General features: G+C 58.9%; 15 protein-coding genes. All 15 read left to right on the forward strand.

Annotation, left to right across the window (positions count from 1 at the left end):
* Window positions 1–71 precede the first annotated feature (71 nt).
* The 15 genes from argC (at window position 72) to tyrS (ending at window position 16,386) form a co-directional block, all read left to right on the forward strand.
* Window positions 72–1,115 carry an N-acetyl-gamma-glutamyl-phosphate reductase gene (gene argC, locus HMPREF3056_RS02340; RefSeq protein ID WP_070754020.1) on the forward strand — a complete coding sequence of 348 codons (1,044 nt, stop codon included), beginning with the start codon at window positions 72–74 and terminating at the stop codon, window positions 1,113–1,115.
* Between the two features lie 76 nt (window positions 1,116–1,191).
* Window positions 1,192–2,349: a bifunctional glutamate N-acetyltransferase/amino-acid acetyltransferase ArgJ gene (argJ, locus tag HMPREF3056_RS02345; protein WP_070754021.1), complete on the forward strand. Its 1,158-nt coding sequence runs from the start codon at window positions 1,192–1,194 to the stop codon at window positions 2,347–2,349.
* Between the two features lie 19 nt (window positions 2,350–2,368).
* On the forward strand, window positions 2,369–3,304 hold the full coding sequence (gene argB, locus HMPREF3056_RS02350) for an acetylglutamate kinase (RefSeq protein WP_070679811.1): 936 nt from the start codon (window positions 2,369–2,371) through the stop codon (window positions 3,302–3,304).
* Window positions 3,301–4,479 carry an acetylornithine transaminase gene (locus tag HMPREF3056_RS02355; protein ID WP_070700332.1) on the forward strand — a complete coding sequence of 393 codons (1,179 nt, stop codon included), beginning with the start codon at window positions 3,301–3,303 and terminating at the stop codon, window positions 4,477–4,479. Before argB ends, HMPREF3056_RS02355 begins: the two co-directional genes overlap by 4 nt.
* The gene (gene argF, locus HMPREF3056_RS02360) at window positions 4,476–5,393 is read left to right on the forward strand and encodes an ornithine carbamoyltransferase (RefSeq protein ID WP_046648522.1); all 918 of its coding nucleotides are present in this window, start codon (window positions 4,476–4,478) and stop codon (window positions 5,391–5,393) included. Before HMPREF3056_RS02355 ends, argF begins: the two co-directional genes overlap by 4 nt.
* A 4-nt stretch (window positions 5,394–5,397) precedes the next feature.
* Window positions 5,398–5,883 (forward strand): arginine repressor, encoded by a 486-nt coding sequence (locus HMPREF3056_RS02365; RefSeq protein ID WP_046648521.1) that lies wholly within the window; start codon window positions 5,398–5,400, stop codon window positions 5,881–5,883.
* 76 nt (window positions 5,884–5,959) lie between these two features.
* Window positions 5,960–7,174: an argininosuccinate synthase gene (locus tag HMPREF3056_RS02370; RefSeq protein ID WP_046648520.1), complete on the forward strand. Its 1,215-nt coding sequence runs from the start codon at window positions 5,960–5,962 to the stop codon at window positions 7,172–7,174.
* Window positions 7,175–7,206: 32 nt separating this feature from the next.
* Window positions 7,207–8,631 carry an argininosuccinate lyase gene (gene argH / locus HMPREF3056_RS02375; protein WP_046648519.1) on the forward strand — a complete coding sequence of 475 codons (1,425 nt, stop codon included), beginning with the start codon at window positions 7,207–7,209 and terminating at the stop codon, window positions 8,629–8,631.
* Window positions 8,632–8,846: 215 nt separating this feature from the next.
* Window positions 8,847–10,400 carry an amino acid permease gene (locus tag HMPREF3056_RS02380; RefSeq protein WP_070679817.1) on the forward strand — a complete coding sequence of 518 codons (1,554 nt, stop codon included), beginning with the start codon at window positions 8,847–8,849 and terminating at the stop codon, window positions 10,398–10,400.
* 14 nt (window positions 10,401–10,414) lie between these two features.
* Entirely contained in the window at window positions 10,415–11,452 is a 1,038-nt protein-coding gene (locus HMPREF3056_RS02385) for an ornithine cyclodeaminase (RefSeq protein ID WP_049154619.1), read from the forward strand.
* 90 nt (window positions 11,453–11,542) lie between these two features.
* Window positions 11,543–12,667 carry a hypothetical protein gene (locus HMPREF3056_RS02390; protein WP_070754022.1) on the forward strand — a complete coding sequence of 375 codons (1,125 nt, stop codon included), beginning with the start codon at window positions 11,543–11,545 and terminating at the stop codon, window positions 12,665–12,667.
* 36 nt (window positions 12,668–12,703) lie between these two features.
* The gene (locus HMPREF3056_RS02395) at window positions 12,704–14,269 is read left to right on the forward strand and encodes a vWA domain-containing protein (protein ID WP_070754023.1); all 1,566 of its coding nucleotides are present in this window, start codon (window positions 12,704–12,706) and stop codon (window positions 14,267–14,269) included.
* 35 nt (window positions 14,270–14,304) lie between these two features.
* Window positions 14,305–14,898 carry a hypothetical protein gene (locus HMPREF3056_RS02400; RefSeq protein WP_046648514.1) on the forward strand — a complete coding sequence of 198 codons (594 nt, stop codon included), beginning with the start codon at window positions 14,305–14,307 and terminating at the stop codon, window positions 14,896–14,898.
* An 11-nt stretch (window positions 14,899–14,909) separates the two neighbouring features.
* Complete coding sequence (locus HMPREF3056_RS02405) at window positions 14,910–15,089, forward strand: Trm112 family protein (protein WP_049154615.1); 180 nt, start codon at window positions 14,910–14,912, stop codon at window positions 15,087–15,089.
* 37 nt (window positions 15,090–15,126) lie between these two features.
* Window positions 15,127–16,386 (forward strand): tyrosine--tRNA ligase, encoded by a 1,260-nt coding sequence (gene tyrS / locus HMPREF3056_RS02410; protein ID WP_070754024.1) that lies wholly within the window; start codon window positions 15,127–15,129, stop codon window positions 16,384–16,386.
* The last annotated feature ends 315 nt before the right edge of the window (window positions 16,387–16,701 follow it).

The raw sequence follows: 16,701 nt of genomic DNA on the forward strand, positions 1-16,701 counted from the left end.
TGCGCCGAGCTCTTCGGCGCATTTTTTCTGAATAACATACGGCTGACTGCATTATCTGCTAAAGTGGCCGCATGACTATCTCAGTAGCGATCGCCGGAGCTACGGGCTATGCAGGCGGCGAAATCCTCCGCCTCCTACTGTCGCACCCAGCATACCTCTCGGGTGAGTTGCGCATCGGCGCGCTCACCGGGCACTCCAACGCAGGTCAGCGAGTATCTGAGCTCATGCCGCACCTGCCGCAGTTGGCGGACCGCGTCATCGAGGACACCACGCCGGAGATTCTAGCTGGCCATGACATCGTGTTCCTCGGTTTGCCGCACGGGCACTCCGCGGAGATCGGCCGCCAGCTGGGGGAGTCCGTCACGGTGATTGACTGTGCGGCTGACTTCCGCCTACGCAGCAAGGATGACTGGGACGAGTTTTATGGTGGTGAGTACGCCGGTGCTTGGCCTTATGGAATTCCGGAGGTTCCCGGCAACCGTGAGCAGCTTAAAGGCAGCAACCGCGTTGCCGTTCCTGGTTGTTTTCCCACCACGATTACCCTGGGTGCGCTGCCGGCCGTGGCGCAGGATCTGATTGAGCCAGATCTGTCGGTGATAGCAATCACCGGGGTGTCCGGGGCAGGCAAGAAGGCCTCCGTGGCACAGCTAGGTGCGGAAACTATGGGCAACCTCAAAGCCTATAAGCCAGGCGGGACACACCGGCATACCCCGGAGGTCCTGCAAAACCTACAGCCTTTTACGCAGCAACCGGTGTCTGTGAGTTTCACTCCGGTGCTGGCGCCGCTGCCTCGTGGCATTCTGGCGACGATTACGGCGCCGTTGAAGGGGGGCGTCGACAAGCGCACAGTCGCCGAGGCCTTCCGTGACTTTTATGCTGATGAACCATTCTGCCTCGTCCTGCCTGAGGGCCAACAGCCAGAAACGCAAAACGTGGTGGGCAGCAACATGGTCCATATCCAAGCACACGTGGATGAGCGCGCCCGCCGTCTCGTGATTACCGCGGCTCTGGACAACCTGTGCAAGGGCACCGCCGGCGCTGCTGTCCAGTGCATGAACCTGACTTTCGGATGGGAAGAAACCCTGGGCCTTCCACAGGCAGCAGTTGCCCCTTAAGGGGCACCCCTACTTTCCCAAGCGTTCCGCGCCGCCTTCCTCAACTCACTTCCACACGAACTAGGAGAAACTCGACATGATTACCGCCCCTGCAGGATTCCTGGCTGGCGCCACGACAGCCGGAATCAAGCCCTCCGGAAAACCCGACATGGCCCTCGTGGTTAACCAGGGTCCTAATTTCGACGCCGCTGCGGTCTTCACGCGCAACCGCGTGGTGGCCGCACCCGTAAAGCTTTCCCGCGAAGCAGTTGCGGACGGCACTGTTCAGGCCGTCATTTATAACTCCGGCAACGCGAATGCCTGCAACGGCGAACAAGGAGACAAGGATGCCGCGGCGATTGTGGAAGCCACCGCTGAGCACACGGGTATCCCTGCCGCCAACATCGCGGCGTGCTCGACGGGACTTATTGGAGAGCTCCTTCCCATGGATAAGGCATTGGCTGGCGTCGAAGTGGTTGCCGGAGACCTTGGCGCGGATGCAGCTCACGGTAAGTCCGCGGCGGAGGCCATCATGACCACCGATACCGTAGCTAAAGAAGCACTCATTGAGGCCGAGGGCTGGAGCATGGGTGCGATGGGCAAGGGCGTAGGCATGATGGCGCCGTCACTGGCCACCATGTTGGTGTGCATCACCACCGACGCTGTTGCCTCCTCCGAAGCCTTGCACTCGGCGCTGCAGGCAGCGAGTGCTCAGACTTTCAATACGCTCGATGTGGACGGCTCCACATCGACGAATGACACGGTCATTATCATGGCTTCCGGTGCTTCCGGGAAAGAACCTAGCCAGGAGGAGTTGGATGCTGCGGTTCTCGCGGTGTGCGCCGATATCGCGGATCAGCTTCAAGCCGACGCCGAGGGCGTGACCAAGCGCGTGAAGATCATCGTGGAAGGCACCGCTACCGATGAGCAGGCGCTCAACGCCGCGCGCACTTTGGGCCGCGACAACCTGTTCAAGTGCGCCATGTTCGGATCGGACCCCAACTGGGGCCGCGTCCTCGCCGCTGTCGGAATGGCGGATGCCGAGATGGATCCGGACAACATCTCCGTGTTCTTCAATGACCAAGCAGTGTGCGTCGGTTCCACTGGCGCGCCCGGCGCGCGCGACGTTGATCTTTCCGGTGCCGACATTGATGTGCGCGTGGACTTGGGCACCGGGGGAACCGGCACAGCTTTTGTCCGCACCACCGACCTGTCTCATGACTACGTGGAGATTAACTCCGCGTACAGCTCTTAAGAACGCGCGAGGAGGAACAATGCTTCAGGGACTAAGTAATGCTGACCGCGCCACTGTGCTCGCGGAGGCCTTGCCATGGCTGCAGCACTACCGCGACAAGATTGTGGTCGTAAAATATGGCGGCAATGCGATGGTGGATGATTCCCTTAAGGCCGCCTTCGCTGCCGATATGGTTTTTCTGCGCACCGTGGGCGCCAAGCCCGTGGTGGTCCATGGCGGTGGGCCGCAGATCAACGACATGCTGGGCAAGCTGGGAATTGAAGGCGAATTCAAGGGCGGTTTCCGTGTGACCACTCCGGAGATCATGGACGTGGTTCGCATGGTCCTCTTTGGTCAGGTGGGGCGTGGCTTGGTCAACCTCATTAATTCACATGGCCCGTATGCCGTGGGTACCTCGGGTGAGGACGCTGGGTTGTTTAAGGCGCGCAAGCGGCTCGTCCAGGTCGATGGTGAGCCGACTGATATCGGCATGGTGGGAGAGATCGTCAGCGTCGATCCCACCGCCGTCATGGACATTATTGAGGCCGGGCGTATCCCGGTTGTGTCTACTATCGCGCCCGGTGATGAAGGCGAGGTGTACAACATCAACGCAGATATCGCGGCCGGGGCCTTGGCGCGAGCGTTGGGCGCCGAGCGCTTGGTGATTCTCACAAATGTGGAGGGCCTGTACACCGATTGGCCGAACCGCGACTCCTTGGTGTCGAAGATCGAGATTGACAAGCTCAGCGCGCTCCTCCCAGGCCTGGATTCCGGAATGATCCCGAAGATGGAGTCCTGCCTCATGGCCGTGGAAGGCGGAGTCAGTGCCGCGCACGTCATCGACGGGCGCATCGCCCACGCCGTGCTGCTGGAGCTGTTGACTATGGGAGGAATCGGCACGATGGTGCTGCCCAATGACTATAACCGCGAGGACTACCCGGAGGGAACGGTCTTCAGGAAGGACGATAACAAGTGACCGCGCAGACCAAGTTGACAGAGCGTTGGGGTCAGGTGCTCAGCAACACCTATGGAACCCCACCCGTTGCCATCGTGTCCGGTAAGGGGGCCACGGTGACCGATGAAGACGGTAAAGACTACATCGACATGCTCGCCGGTATCGCGGTGAACTCGCTGGGCTACGCCCACCCGGCGATCGTCGAAGCGGTGAGCGCCCAGGTGGCCACCGTAGGCCACGTGTCCAATCTTTTTGCCAGCGAGCCCGTGGTTGAAGCCGCCGGGAAACTCCTGGACAAGGTGGGAGATAGCGAGGCTCGCGTCTTCTTCTCTAACTCCGGCGCGGAAGCGAATGAGGCGGCCTTTAAACTGGCTCGTCTGACCGGCCGCCGCCGCATCCTTGCGGCGCACCATGGTTTCCATGGCCGGACAATGGGTTCTTTGGCCATGACTGGGCAGCCCAGCAAACGCAAAGCCTTTGAACCTTTCCCGGGCGGAGTGGAGTTTTATACCTATGGCGACATCGACTACCTGACCGCTTTGGTGGAGCAAGATCCGGAGGACACCGCCGCCATTATCTTGGAGCCCATCCAGGGGGAGACGGGTGTCATCCCGGCACCTGAAGGTTTCCTGACGGCGGTGCGTGAGCTCTGCACCAAGCACGGCATCCTCATGGTCGTGGATGAGGTGCAAACGGGTGTGGGGCGTACCGGTGACTTCTTCGCCTTCCAGCATGAAGGCATCCTCCCGGATGTCATCACCATGGCGAAGGGGCTGGGTGCTGGCATGCCTATCGGTGCCACCATTGCGCGTGGTCAGGCCGCAGACCTTTTCACTCCGGGCTCCCACGGCACGACGTTTGGCGGCAATCCTGTCTCGTGTGCGGCGGCGTCAACGGTGCTGGAGCTTGTCGACGTCCCCTTCCTCGCCGAAGTCACCCGCAAGGGCGAGTGGTTGCGGCAGGAGATTGGAAAATCCCCTGCGGTGCAGTCGGTGAGGGGCCGAGGGCTTATGCTAGGTGTTGTATTAAATAAGTCGGTGGCCAAGGAAGTCGTGGCTGCAGGTTTGCAGCATGGACTAATCCTCAACGCCCCAAGTAGCGAGGTCGTACGCTTGACCCCGCCGCTGGTGATCACCGATGAAGAACTCACCCAGGCGGTGGAACGCCTGCATAAGGTACTGGAGGAAGTTGCATGAGTGTGCGCCATTTCTTGGCCGATGATGACCTCACGCCGCAGGAGCAAGCCGAGGTTCTCGACCTGGCTCTAAGGCTCAAGAAGGATCCCTTCTCCGAGCGCCCGTTAGAGGGGCCGAAGTCGGTGGCGGTGCTCTTTGACAAGACGTCGACGCGCACGCGTTTCTCCTTTGAGGCGGGAATTGCTCACCTGGGCGGCCACGCCATCGTGACGGAAACTAAGTCGACGCAGATGGGCAAAGGGGAGACCTACCAGGACACCGCAGCGGTGCTCTCCCGTTTCGTTGAGGCGATCGTGTGGCGCACATATGCGCATCAAAACCTTCTGGACATGGCGGAGACTGCGACGGTACCAATTGTCAACGCCTTGTCCGATGACCTCCATCCCTGCCAGATCTTGGCGGACTTGGTGACCTGCCGTGAGAACTTCGGGGACCTTACTAGACTGAAGGCCGTCTACCTAGGGGATGGCAACAACAACATGGCAAATTCCTACATGCTGGGGTTTGCTACCGCTGGCATGGAGATGACCATTGTTGCCCCGGAGGGTTTCCAGCCGCAGGCGGAGTTTGTTGAGCGTGCCCGAAAGCGCGGTACGGTGACGGTGACCGATTCCCTTGACGGCGTGGACGGCGCTGATGTTGTCATTACAGACACGTGGGTGTCCATGGGCCAGGAGGATGACGGCAAGGACCGCCGCACACCGTTCTTGCCCTATCAGGTGACCGCGGATGTGATGTCCCGCGCTAAGGACGAGGCAATCTTCCTGCACTGTTTGCCGGCCTACCGCGGCAACGAAGTAACTGCTGAGGTAATTGATGGGCCCCAGTCGCGCGTTTTCGACGAGGCAGAAAACCGCCTCCATGCGCAGAAGGCGCTGCTGGTCTGGCTCCTTGCGGCTCAAAAGGAGAACTAAACGAATGACTACGACCCCAACTACACGCAACGCCCGCCAAGCCAAGATCTTGGAGATCTTGGATCGCACCCGGGTCACCAGCCAAGTTCAGCTCTCAGAGCTCCTGCTCGATGAGGGGATTGATATCACGCAGGCTACGTTGTCGCGTGATCTCGATGAGCTGGGAGCCAAGAAGGTCAAGCGCGATGGCGGGCGGTCCTTCTACGTGGTGGGCGGTGAGTTGGAGCAATTCGAAGATCAGCTCAACGGCCCGCGAGAGAAGCTCCGGCGCATGCTTGATGAACTGGTGGTGTCCCATGACTTCTCTGGCAACATCGCCATGCTGCGCACCCCGGCGGGCGCTGCGCAGTACTTGGCCTCCTTCATCGACCGCGTGGGACTTCCAGACGTGGTCGGCTGTATCGCGGGCGATGACACGATCTTCGTCCTCGCGCGCGAAGGGTTGACCGGCCGCGAGCTTGGTGAGAAACTCACCAACCGCAGCATTTAACATTTATACGTAAGTCTGTATAATATAAATAAGTTCGATTTTTTAGCACCTGTTTGTCTTAAAGGAGCAAATTACTATGACTGCACGCGTTGTGCTTGCCTACTCTGGCGGTCTCGATACCTCTGTCGCCATTCCTTACCTGGCCAAGATGACCGGCGGCGAAGTCATCGCCGTCTCTCTTGACCTCGGCCAGGGTGGCGAGGACATGGAGTCCGTGCGCCAGCGCGCCCTCGACTGCGGTGCGGTCGAGTCCATCGTCGTTGATGCCAAGGATGAGTTCGCAGAGGAGTACTGTCTGCCCACCATCAAGGCAAACGGCATGTACATGAAGCAGTACCCGCTGGTATCGGCCATCTCCCGCCCGCTCATTGTCAAGCACCTCGTTGAGGCTGCTCAGACACACGGCGGCACCCACGTCTCCCACGGTTGCACCGGCAAGGGTAACGATCAGGTGCGCTTTGAGGTCTCTTTCCGCGCGTTGGATCCGGCTCTGGAGATCATCGCCCCGGCGCGTGACTACGCCTGGACCCGCGATAAGGCCATTGCCTTCGCTGAGGAAATTAACCTGCCGATTGAGCAGTCCGCAGCATCCCCGTTCTCCATTGACCAGAACGTCTGGGGCCGCGCGGTAGAGACCGGCTTCCTAGAGGACCTGTGGAACCCGCCGACAAAGGACCTGTACGCCTACACCGAGCAGCCGGACCTGGGCAATGCCCCGGACGAGGTGACCATCACTTTTGACAAGGGTGTTCCCACTGCTATTGACGGCAAGCCGGTGACCGTCCTCCAGGCTATCGAGGAGCTTAACCGCCGCGCTGGTGCCCAGGGCATTGGCCGCCTCGACATGGTGGAGGACCGCTTGGTAGGCATCAAGTCTCGCGAGGTCTACGAGGCCCCTGGTGCCATGGTGCTCATCAAGGCTCACGAGGCGCTGGAAGACGTCACCGTGGAACGCGAGCTGGCCCGTTACAAGCGCCTCACGGACGCTCGCTGGTCCGAGGAGGTCTACGATGGCCTCTGGTTCTCGCCGCTGAAGCGCTCCCTGGATGCTTTCACCGAGTCCACCCAGGAGAACGTCACCGGCGATATCCGCATGGTTCTGCATGCTGGCACCGCCACCGTCAATGGCCGTCGCTCTGGCCAGTCGCTGTACTCCTTCGACCTGGCTACCTACGACACCGGCGATACCTTCGATCAAACCGCGGCCAAGGGCTTTGTCCAGCTGCACGGTCTGTCGACGCAGATCTCGAACCAGCGTGACCGCGACGGCGGTTTCCCCACCGGTAAGTAAACCAGCACAGCCAAGGTCAAGGTAAGGAATCGATGCATAAGACTAACGAGGGTGCGCTGTGGGGTGGCCGCTTTTCGGGCGGCCCCTCCGAGGCGATGTTTGCCCTGTCCGTATCCACCCACTTCGACTGGGTCCTCGCCCCCTATGACGTGCTGGCCTCCAAGGCTCACGCCAAGGTCCTGCACAAGGCCGGATTGCTATCTGACGCTGACTTGGACACCATGCTTAACGGCCTGAGTGAACTGGGGGAGAAGGTCGCTTCTGGTGAATTCACCCCGCTGCCGACGGATGAAGACGTCCACGGTGCGATGGAGCGAGGGCTTATCGACATCGTAGGACCTGAGGTCGGCGGCCGCCTGCGCGCTGGGCGCTCCCGCAATGACCAGGTGGCAACGCTGTTCCGGATGTGGATTCGCGATGCCATTCGCGATATCGCACTTCAGGTCACGGATTTGGTGGAGGCTCTGGCTAGCCAGGCCGAGGCCCACCCGGATGCCATTATGCCGGGCAAGACCCACTCCCAGGCGGCGCAGCCGGTGCTGCTGGCACACGAGCTGCTCGCTCATGCCCAGCCGCTGCTGCGCGATATCGAGCGCCTGCAAGATCTGGATAAGCGCTTGGCGGTGTCCCCTTATGGTTCTGGTGCGCTCGCGGGCTCCTCGCTGCACCTGGATCCGGAGGCGATTGCCGAGGAGCTGGGCTTCGATTCTTCCGCGGAGAACTCGCTGGATGGTACGGCGGCGCGTGACTTTGCCTCCGAGACGGCCTTCGTGCTCACCCAGATCGCGGTGGACATGTCCCGGCTGTCGGAAGAGATCATCTACTGGTGCACCCCGGAGTACGGCTACGTCACCCTGGATGATGCCTGGTCGACTGGTTCCTCGATCATGCCGCAGAAGAAGAACCCGGACGTTCCGGAGCTGACCCGCGGTAAGACCGGCCGACTCATCGGTAACCTCACCGGCCTGTTGGCAACGCTCAAGGCGCAGCCTTTGGCCTATAACCGTGACCTGCAGGAGGATAAGGAGCCCATCGTCGACTCGGTGGCGCAGCTGAACCTCTTGCTGCCTGCCATGACTGGGCTGGTGGAAACCCTGACCTTCCATGAAGACCGCATGCGTGAGCTGGCCCCGCGTGGCTTTACTTTGGCCACCGACCTGGCCGAATGGATGGTGCGCCAGGGTGTGCCGTTCCGTGAGGCGCATGAGGCTTCCGGTGCCTGCGTGCAGATCGCGGAGTCTCGCGGTGTGGATCTGGTGGATCTCACGGACGAGGAACTGGCGGGCGTCGACAAGCGCCTGCTTCCGGAAGTTCGTGAGGTGCTGACCATTGATGGGGCAGTGGCATCCCGCTCAACCAAGGGTGGCACCGCTGGCGTTCGCGTGGTGGAGCAGCGCGAAAAGGTTCGCGAGCGCGCTGGCGCCGCGCGGGAGTGGGCCAAAACTTCCCTGCGCTAGTCCGCACAGAGAATGAGTAACCGCATGGTCTTTTCAGGCCATGCGGTTCTTTTGTGTGTGGGGGTAGAAAACGAACCTATTACTACTGGGCAGCGATGTGCTGGGTTGCACTGTGGGGGTGTTGAAGTGACGGAAGTCTCATTAGGTTGTTATAACGTTTTCTTAGGGAATGTGAAGAAAGGCACGTTCGCAACTTTGAAAGGACTACCTTCCTAATGGCTGATACACTTCGCCCGCCCAACACGGAGTCTCACGAGAAGGAGAAAGCGGTCTATGCTTCGGAAGACCACGGACTTCAGAAGGGGATGGGCAATCGCCAGCTCCAGATGATTGCCATCGGCTCTGCGATCGGTACCGGTTTGTTGCTCGGTACCGGCAGCCGTTTGCAAACCGCTGGACCATTTCTCGCAGTTTTGTATTTGGTCTGCGGTTTCTTCGGTTACATTATCTTGCGCTCGCTCGGAGAGCTCATTGTCTACCGCCCAAGTTCGGGTTCTTTCGTGTCCTATGCGCGTGAGTTTTACGGCGAGAAGACTGCCTTCGTTACCGGATGGCTCTACTGGGGCAACTGGGCTGCGACCTTGGTGGCCGACGGCACAGCCGTGGCCATCTACATCAAGTGGTTTGGCCAGTACACTTCCTGGCTCGACGCTGTCCCGCAGTGGTTGCTCGCTCTCGGCGTGGTGTGCAGCATCCTGTTGTTCAACATGTTGTCGGTGAAGATCTTCGGTGAACTGGAGTATTGGTTCTCCATGATCAAGATCATCGCGCTGTTGATTTTCATGGTCGTGGCTATCGGCGTGGTGATTATGGGTCACCCGAATGGTGACCCGACGGGCTTTAGCCTGATATCCGATGCCGGTGGCTGGCTGCCCAATGGCCTGCTTCCCGCAGTCATCGTCATCCAGGGTGTGGTCTTCGCTTACGCCGGTATCGAGCTGGTGGGCACCACCTCCGGTGAGACCAAGGACGTGGAGAAGCACATCCCACGCGCGGTCAACAGCGTCCTGTTCCGCATCGTGGTCTTCTACTTCGGTAGTGTGCTGCTGCTGACCCTGGTGCTGCCGTACACCAGCTACGTTGCGGAAGTATCGCCGTTCGTGACCTTCTTCGAATCCCTCGGCGTTGGTTATGCCGCACCGATCTTCCAGCTGGTTGTCATCACCGCGGCAATTTCCTCGCTGAACGCTGGACTGTATTCGACGGGCCGCATCATGTACAACATGTCTACTGCCGGCTCCGGGCCGAAGTTCGGCGCGCGTATGTCCAAGTCCGGTGTGCCCTATGGTGGCATCGTGATGGCCGCCTTCGTCGGCCTTGCCGGTGTGTTCCTCAACTATGTTGTGCCTGAAATGGCCTTCGAAATCGTGCTGAACTTGGCGGCGCTGGGCACACTGGCGTCGTGGGCTGCAGTGGCCTTGTCACACATCAAGTTCGTGCAGCTGGCCAAGAAGGGGCGCTATACCCGCCCGAACTACCGCTCGCCATTCGGCCAAGCTGGTGACTGGTCCGTTCTCGCTTTCATCGGCGTGGTCATCATCCTCATGGCTTTCGATTACCCCATCGGAACCTTCGCTTTGGCCTCAACGCTACTTCTCATCCCAGTGTTTGCGGCAATGTGGTTTGCCTGGCGTGAGCGGATCTACGCGATTGCGGCGGAGAGGAAGGCCAAGCACCTGCCGACCTCGCGCTTCCCGGCCGCACCGCAAACGGACCTTCACCCCAGGAACCGAAACGCACAGAACAGCAAGAACCAAGACAAGAACTAAGAATGGAGACTTTGATGAAGCCTGTAGTTAAGTTTGTTGATGTAGAGAATATGGCGCGCTGGATTCAGCGCGAAGGCGTCGAGAACATCATCACCGGGATGGTGGACTACCTTGAAGCCGACTACCGCGAATGGGAGCGCTTCGACAAGGTTGCGCGCGTTGCCTCCCACACCCCCTTTGGTGTTATCGAGCTCATGCCGACCTCCAATGGCAAGGAGTACTCCTTCAAATACGTTAACGGTCACCCGTCCAACCCCGCCCGCGGCTTTCAAACGGTTACTGCCTTCGGCGTGTTGGCAGACGTCGACAATGGATACCCCACCTTCGAAGCTGAAATGACGCTTCTTACTGCACTACGCACGGCCGCGACCTCCGCCATGGTGGCCAAGTACCTAGCCCGCAAGGATTCTAAGCGCATGGCCATGGTGGGTGCCGGCTCCCAGTCCGAGTTCCAGGCCCTTGCCTTCCGCGGAGTGATGGGAATCGATGACATTGCCATCTACGATATTGACCCTGAGGCCGTAGAGAAATTCCGACGCAATCTGGAACCGCTGGGCTTCAACATTACGGCCGTTTCGAGCGTTGACGAGGTCGTTGTGGGCGCGGATATCATTACCACCTGCACTGCGGACAAGGCTCAAAACCAGATTCTGGCCGAGCGCCACGTTGCACCGGGCGTGCACCTCAATGCCGTCGGTGGTGATTGCCCGGGCAAGACCGAGCTCGAAAGCTCCATCCTGGATAAATCCAAGGTCTTTGTTGAATTCCCAGAGCAGACACGCATCGAAGGAGAGATTCAGCAGAAGCCGGAGGACTTCCCGGTTGTCGAGTTCTATCAGGTACTCACCGGCCAGGCCACCGGGCGCGATAATGATGAGCAGATTACGCTCTTCGATGATGTCGGATTTGCCATCAATGATTTTTCTGCACTGCGCTACCTGCGTGATTCCGTCAAGGGTACAGATTTGGAATCCGAAATCGACATCATCGCGAACCCCGACGACCCGAAGGACCTTTTCTCGTTGGTCGCGAACGTACCTTCTCTTCTTTAACCAGAGCGCACGGAAAGGGGGGAGCCTGTTTCTCCCCTTACCCCGCCGCGAATCCAGCGGTGAGAAGAAAATCACTTTATGATTTAGAACATGAGCAGCTCATCATCGAAGAAGCGCACCAAGTCCTTCGTGATCGCCGCGGTTTTCCTTGCGCTCGCTGTGGTATCCGTCGTGATAGGTCGCGGAGGTAGTTCCCTTCCGAGCTTTGGCTTTTCCACAACTACGCACCACGTTAAGGGCGCCATTAGCCCGGAGCTGGAGGCTGTTTTTAAGGACCCGGCCACAACGAAGGCGATGGAAAAGCACAATATCGAACTCGAGCTCGATATCCTGCCGGCACGGAACTTCGTTGAAGGAAGCAGTAGCTTGGACAAAGATTATGACTTTGTGCTCGCGGATCCTAACGGCGCTACATGGACCTCCGATGTGCGCGATGCCCATCCGGAACTAGCCGGAAGGGATGACCTATCCCCGATGTTTTTTGGTAAGCCGCTGTTGGTGCTGGTACATAGCGAGCTTGTCGAGGACATGAGGGACCACGGCTTGGTTGCGGGATACGACAACCAGGCGGCTTTGGACATGGAGACGCTGGTGGAGATGTCCCAGAAAGACACTCGCTGGCGGGACATCAGTCCGTCCTTCAGCTCGCCGCGCGTGGTGGATGTGGCCGTGCCACAGGTGGACCAGTCCTTTGCCGCACTGCGCTATGCCCGGGTCGTACACACCGCGGCCGCGAACTATGCGGAAAAGGACCTGGGCAGCGATAACAAGGAGAAGATCAACGCGCAGGCGGATGACATCATGCGCCGCCTCGTTGCTGATCAGGGGTATGGCGAAACCACTGATCAGGGCATCCTCGATGCTTTCCTCCGTGTGGATAAGGGCGAAATGCCTATGGTATTGACCACCGCGGAGCAGTACGTGTACCTAGAACGTGCGGGCAAGGACCTATCCGGCTATACGCTGTTGGCGTTGAAACCGGCGACGAAACTAAGCAGCATCGTTCTTCCACTCACTGAGGAGGGCGCATTGTTCGTCACAGCAATGAATGACGCAATCCCAGCGGTCGCGGAGAGCTTAGGTTTGGGCTCGCAGAATTCGGACTTCATTGCCAAAATTGAGCCTTCAGATAACTACCAGATCCCGGTGGATGGTGGCGATACCACCCCACTGCGGTGGGCGGATTATGAAGAGATTTTGCGAGTGGTTGGCTAAGGCCCCGCAAGGAAAGCATCAGGAAGGTACAAGGGAATGTTTCGGTCTTTAAAAGTCCTGCTCGTCATGCTGAGCGCCATGGCGCTGACGGCTTGTTCGGCAGGTGACTTGTTCGATGATGTGGATATGCCGGGTTCCGGCTCGTCCTTCAGCGGTGGCCTCAACATTGTGGCGGCCACGGAGCTTAAGCCTCTGGCGCCGGTGCTTGACGACGCCTCCCAGGACCTCGGCTTCGATATCACCATGACCACCGAGGATGGGACGCTGGCGAATTCCCGCAGCCTGAAACAAGGCGGTTTCGACGGATCCTATGATGCCACGTGGTTTGCCACCAATCGTTATGCGCGCATCATTGGTGCCGATGAGAAGCTGCGCAAAGAACACAGTGTGGCGCGATCCCCCGTAGTACTCGGTGTGCAGCCTTCCGTGGCTAAGGAAAAGGGCTGGACCACGAAGCAACCAACGTGGCAGGAGATTGCTGACTCGGGGATTACCTTCGGTATGACCGATCCTTCGACCTCAAACTCGGGCTTCTCCGCGCTATCGGCTGCGACCACTGCTTTCGCGGACACCGGGCGCGCGCTTACGGAGAAGGATATCCGCCAGGCCACGGGCAAGGTCCAGAAACTCTTCAGTAACCAGACTTTAACGTCGGGATCGTCGGGTTGGCTGGCTGATAGGTTCCGCGAGCATCCGGAGCAGGCCGACGCCATCCTTAACTATGAATCAGTGCTGTACCAGCTCAAGGATGAGGGCGTCGATCTTGAGGTGGTCATCCCCTCCGACGGCGTGATTTCGGCGGACTACCCTTTGTCGGCTCTCGCCAGCTCCCCGGACCAGGAGGCTGAAGGTAAGGTGCAGGCACTTGCCGAATGGTTTGCTGAACACCCAGAGAAGCTGAGGAGCTACCACCTGCGTGTGGACGATTCTGACATGCCCGGGACCATCTTCGAGCTGCCGTACCCGGCCAATGAACAAACCGTAAGCGCACTGGAGGATGCCTTTGCTCACGAGCTGCGTAACCCTGGCAACACGGCGCTGGTCTTGGATACCTCGGGCTCCATGGAGGGCGAGCGCATTGATTTGCTCAAGAATAGTCTGCGCCCGCTGATCGACGGCTCAGCTGACGGCTCTCCAGACGGCGAAGGCCAGGTAGCCTTCCGTAACCGTGAGCAGATCAAGCTCATCCCATATTCTTCTGAGCCGCAGCAGCCGACTCGCGCGCGAGTCGATTTGCAGAACCCGGCAACCACAAAAGAGCTTGCTGATCGCGTAGATCGACTCGTGGCGGATGGCGATACGGCGACGTTCGAGGCTGTGCTCAATGCCTTCAACGAGGTAGACACCAGCAGCGGCGAGATTGGGACCGTGGTGCTCATGACTGATGGCGAAGTGACGCGTGGGCGTACTTTTGCACAATTTAAGGAGGCCTATGAGCAGCTTCCCCCAGAGAAAAAGGAGATCCCGGTCTTTGTCATCTTGTATGGTGAAGCCAACATTCAAGAGATGGAGGAGCTTGCTCAGCTCACGGGCGGCAAGACATTCGATGCGCTCAACGGTGACCTCGCCGCGGCCTTCGAGGAAATCCGCGCTTACCAGTAAAAATCTCCACCTATCCCCAGGAGGACCTACACCTTATGAACACACTGAACTCGCGGAAGATCGTCGTCGGCGTTGCGGTAACGGCGCTCGTTATCGTCCTTCACGTGTTGACTGGTGGCGGTTTAGGTTTCTTGTGGCCACTGGTCGCGGTCTGCACAGGTGCGGCTGCGGGATTCGTGACGCCGCCAAAGCAGGAGAAAGCTATTGAGGCCCCCACCTCGGGTGCAGGTCAACTGATTAGCTCATTGGAGGGCGTCCGATACAACCTGAAGCAGTCCAAAGTGCCCGGACCTGTTAAGAAAGCGTGGGACTCGTTCGATGACTCGGCCGTGTGGGTCCTAGACAATTGGCACCGCCTCGACGATGCCCCACACCAGCAAGCCCTCGTGCGGGACATGATTGAAGAACACTCTAAGGAGCTGGTGAATTCTTACCTCGACGTCACGGACTTGAAGAATCCAGTGGCTGTCGAGGAAATGAGCGAATCGCTGGGGATCCTAGGCCGAGAGATGGGCGAGATTCGAGACGCCATTGCCCAAAACTCAGTACGCAACCTGCGCAACCATTCCATGGCTCTCAAACTCGAATACGGCGGGACCCTTCCATCCATCGAATCCAAGGAGGTGTAGGGTTAGCGGTTATGAGTCTCGATTCGAAGCTGCTCGACATCTTGGTATGTCCGCAGGATAAAGGTCCGCTGAACTATCTGGCCGAAGAACAGGTTTTGGTCAACGAACGCCTCGGCGTGGCCTATCCCATTGAGAACGACATTCCCGTCATGCTGGTAGACCACGCAGTACCGTGGCCACCCCAGAACTAATTCTCACAGCACCGAATCGACTTTCCAAGGAGCATTCATGAACATCATCGATGAGCTGCAGTGGCGCGGCCTCATTAACCAGTCCACCGACCTTGACGCACTGCGCGAGGCTTGCGAAGAGCCCATTACCTTGTACTGCGGTTTTGATCCAACCGGTGACTCCCTCCATGCTGGTCACCTCGTTCCGATGATTATGCTGCGCCGCTTCCAAAAAGCTGGCCACCACCCGATTGCTTTGGCCGGTGGCGCGACGGGCCAAATCGGTGACCCACGCGACGTAGGGGAGCGCACCATGCTGTCGCAGGAGACCATCAACGAGAACATGGTGGCTATCAAGAAGCAGCTGCGCCAGTTTATTGACTTTGAGGGCGAGAACGCAGCCACCATGGTCAACAATGCTGACTGGACCTCGCAGATGACCGTCATTGATTTCCTGCGTGATGTCGGCAAGAATTTCTCGCTGAATACCATGTTGGACCGTGATACCGTCAAGCGCCGCTTGGAGTCCGACGGTATTTCCTACACCGAGTTCTCCTACATGCTCCTCCAGTCCAATGACTACGTTCACCTCAACGAGGAGTACGACTGCGTCCTGCAGATTGGCGGTGGCGATCAGTGGGGCAACATCGTGTCTGGCGTCGACCTCAATCGCCGCGTTAAGGGCGTCAAGGTTCACGGACTCACCGTCCCGTTGGTGACGGATGCCCAGGGGCAAAAGTTTGGCAAGTCTACCGGCGGCGGAAAGCTCTGGCTCGATCCGGAAAAGACGTCGCCTTACTCGTGGTACCAGTACTTCCTCAATGCCGGTGACTCCGTGGTTATTGACTACCTCCGGTGGTTTAGCTTCCTGTCGAAGGAAGAGATCGCTGAATACGAGGAGAAGGTTGCTAATGAACCTTTCCGTCGCGAGGCACAACGCCGTCTCGCCCAGGAGATGACCACGCTGGTCCACGGCGCGGAAGCCACCAAGGCTGTCGAACTTGCTGCTCAAGCGCTGTTCGGTAAAGCAGAGCTTGCTGACCTTGATGAGCAGACGCTGGCGGGTGCGCTTTCTGAAACCACCGTGGCCGAGGTGGCTGCCGGTGAACCGCGCTCCATCGTTGATCTGTTGGTTGCTTCTGGTCTGGCAGAGTCCAAGGGCGCGGCTCGACGCACCATCAAGGAAGGTGGCGCCTACGTCAATAACCAGCGTATTGAAGCCGATGACTGGGAGCCGGCGGACGAAGACTTGCTTCACGGTAAGTGGCTGGTGCTTCGTCGCGGTAAGAAGAACTTTGCCGGTGCCAAGCTGAACTAATTAGAGCTCTCGACTTCGCTAGATGACTGCATGCGAATCCCGTCGCCTTGTGCGGCGGGATTCGTCGTTTCTGGGACAGAGTATCTGCACCGGCCGCCGGAGGTTAAGGAAAGTGCTGTTAACCAGGCGATTTGTTGAAGCTTGGGGCTGTGCGTATATTTATCGAAGTCGCCGCGAGACGCTGGTGACACGGAGATTAACTCCTAGTTGACAAGGGATAAACTTGTTAGCTAGAGTATGAACGCCAGCCGCTCAGAGCAGAGAATAGATGAATTCGATGTGACGGGTGTGCGGATGATGTTTGAGAACTCAATA

It is taken from the genome of Corynebacterium sp. HMSC056F09, assembly GCF_001815785.1.
Taxonomy (GTDB): domain Bacteria; phylum Actinomycetota; class Actinomycetes; order Mycobacteriales; family Mycobacteriaceae; genus Corynebacterium; species Corynebacterium hiratae.

Excerpts from the sequence above, each read along its gene's own strand:
- argC (WP_070754020.1), top strand. The coding sequence starts at position 72 with ATGACTATCTCAGTAGCGATCGCCGGAGCTACGGGCTATGCAGGCGGC.
- argJ (WP_070754021.1), top strand. The coding sequence starts at position 1,192 with ATGATTACCGCCCCTGCAGGATTCCTGGCTGGCGCCACGACAGCCGGA.
- argB (WP_070679811.1), top strand. The coding sequence starts at position 2,369 with ATGCTTCAGGGACTAAGTAATGCTGACCGCGCCACTGTGCTCGCGGAG.
- argF (WP_046648522.1), top strand. The coding sequence starts at position 4,476 with ATGAGTGTGCGCCATTTCTTGGCCGATGATGACCTCACGCCGCAGGAG.
- HMPREF3056_RS02365 (WP_046648521.1), top strand. The coding sequence starts at position 5,398 with ATGACTACGACCCCAACTACACGCAACGCCCGCCAAGCCAAGATCTTG.
- HMPREF3056_RS02370 (WP_046648520.1), top strand. The coding sequence starts at position 5,960 with ATGACTGCACGCGTTGTGCTTGCCTACTCTGGCGGTCTCGATACCTCT.
- argH (WP_046648519.1), top strand. The coding sequence starts at position 7,207 with ATGCATAAGACTAACGAGGGTGCGCTGTGGGGTGGCCGCTTTTCGGGC.
- HMPREF3056_RS02380 (WP_070679817.1), top strand. The coding sequence starts at position 8,847 with ATGGCTGATACACTTCGCCCGCCCAACACGGAGTCTCACGAGAAGGAG.
- HMPREF3056_RS02385 (WP_049154619.1), top strand. The coding sequence starts at position 10,415 with ATGAAGCCTGTAGTTAAGTTTGTTGATGTAGAGAATATGGCGCGCTGG.
- HMPREF3056_RS02390 (WP_070754022.1), top strand. The coding sequence starts at position 11,543 with ATGAGCAGCTCATCATCGAAGAAGCGCACCAAGTCCTTCGTGATCGCC.
- HMPREF3056_RS02395 (WP_070754023.1), top strand. The coding sequence starts at position 12,704 with ATGTTTCGGTCTTTAAAAGTCCTGCTCGTCATGCTGAGCGCCATGGCG.
- HMPREF3056_RS02400 (WP_046648514.1), top strand. The coding sequence starts at position 14,305 with ATGAACACACTGAACTCGCGGAAGATCGTCGTCGGCGTTGCGGTAACG.
- HMPREF3056_RS02405 (WP_049154615.1), top strand. The coding sequence starts at position 14,910 with ATGAGTCTCGATTCGAAGCTGCTCGACATCTTGGTATGTCCGCAGGAT.
- tyrS (WP_070754024.1), top strand. The coding sequence starts at position 15,127 with ATGAACATCATCGATGAGCTGCAGTGGCGCGGCCTCATTAACCAGTCC.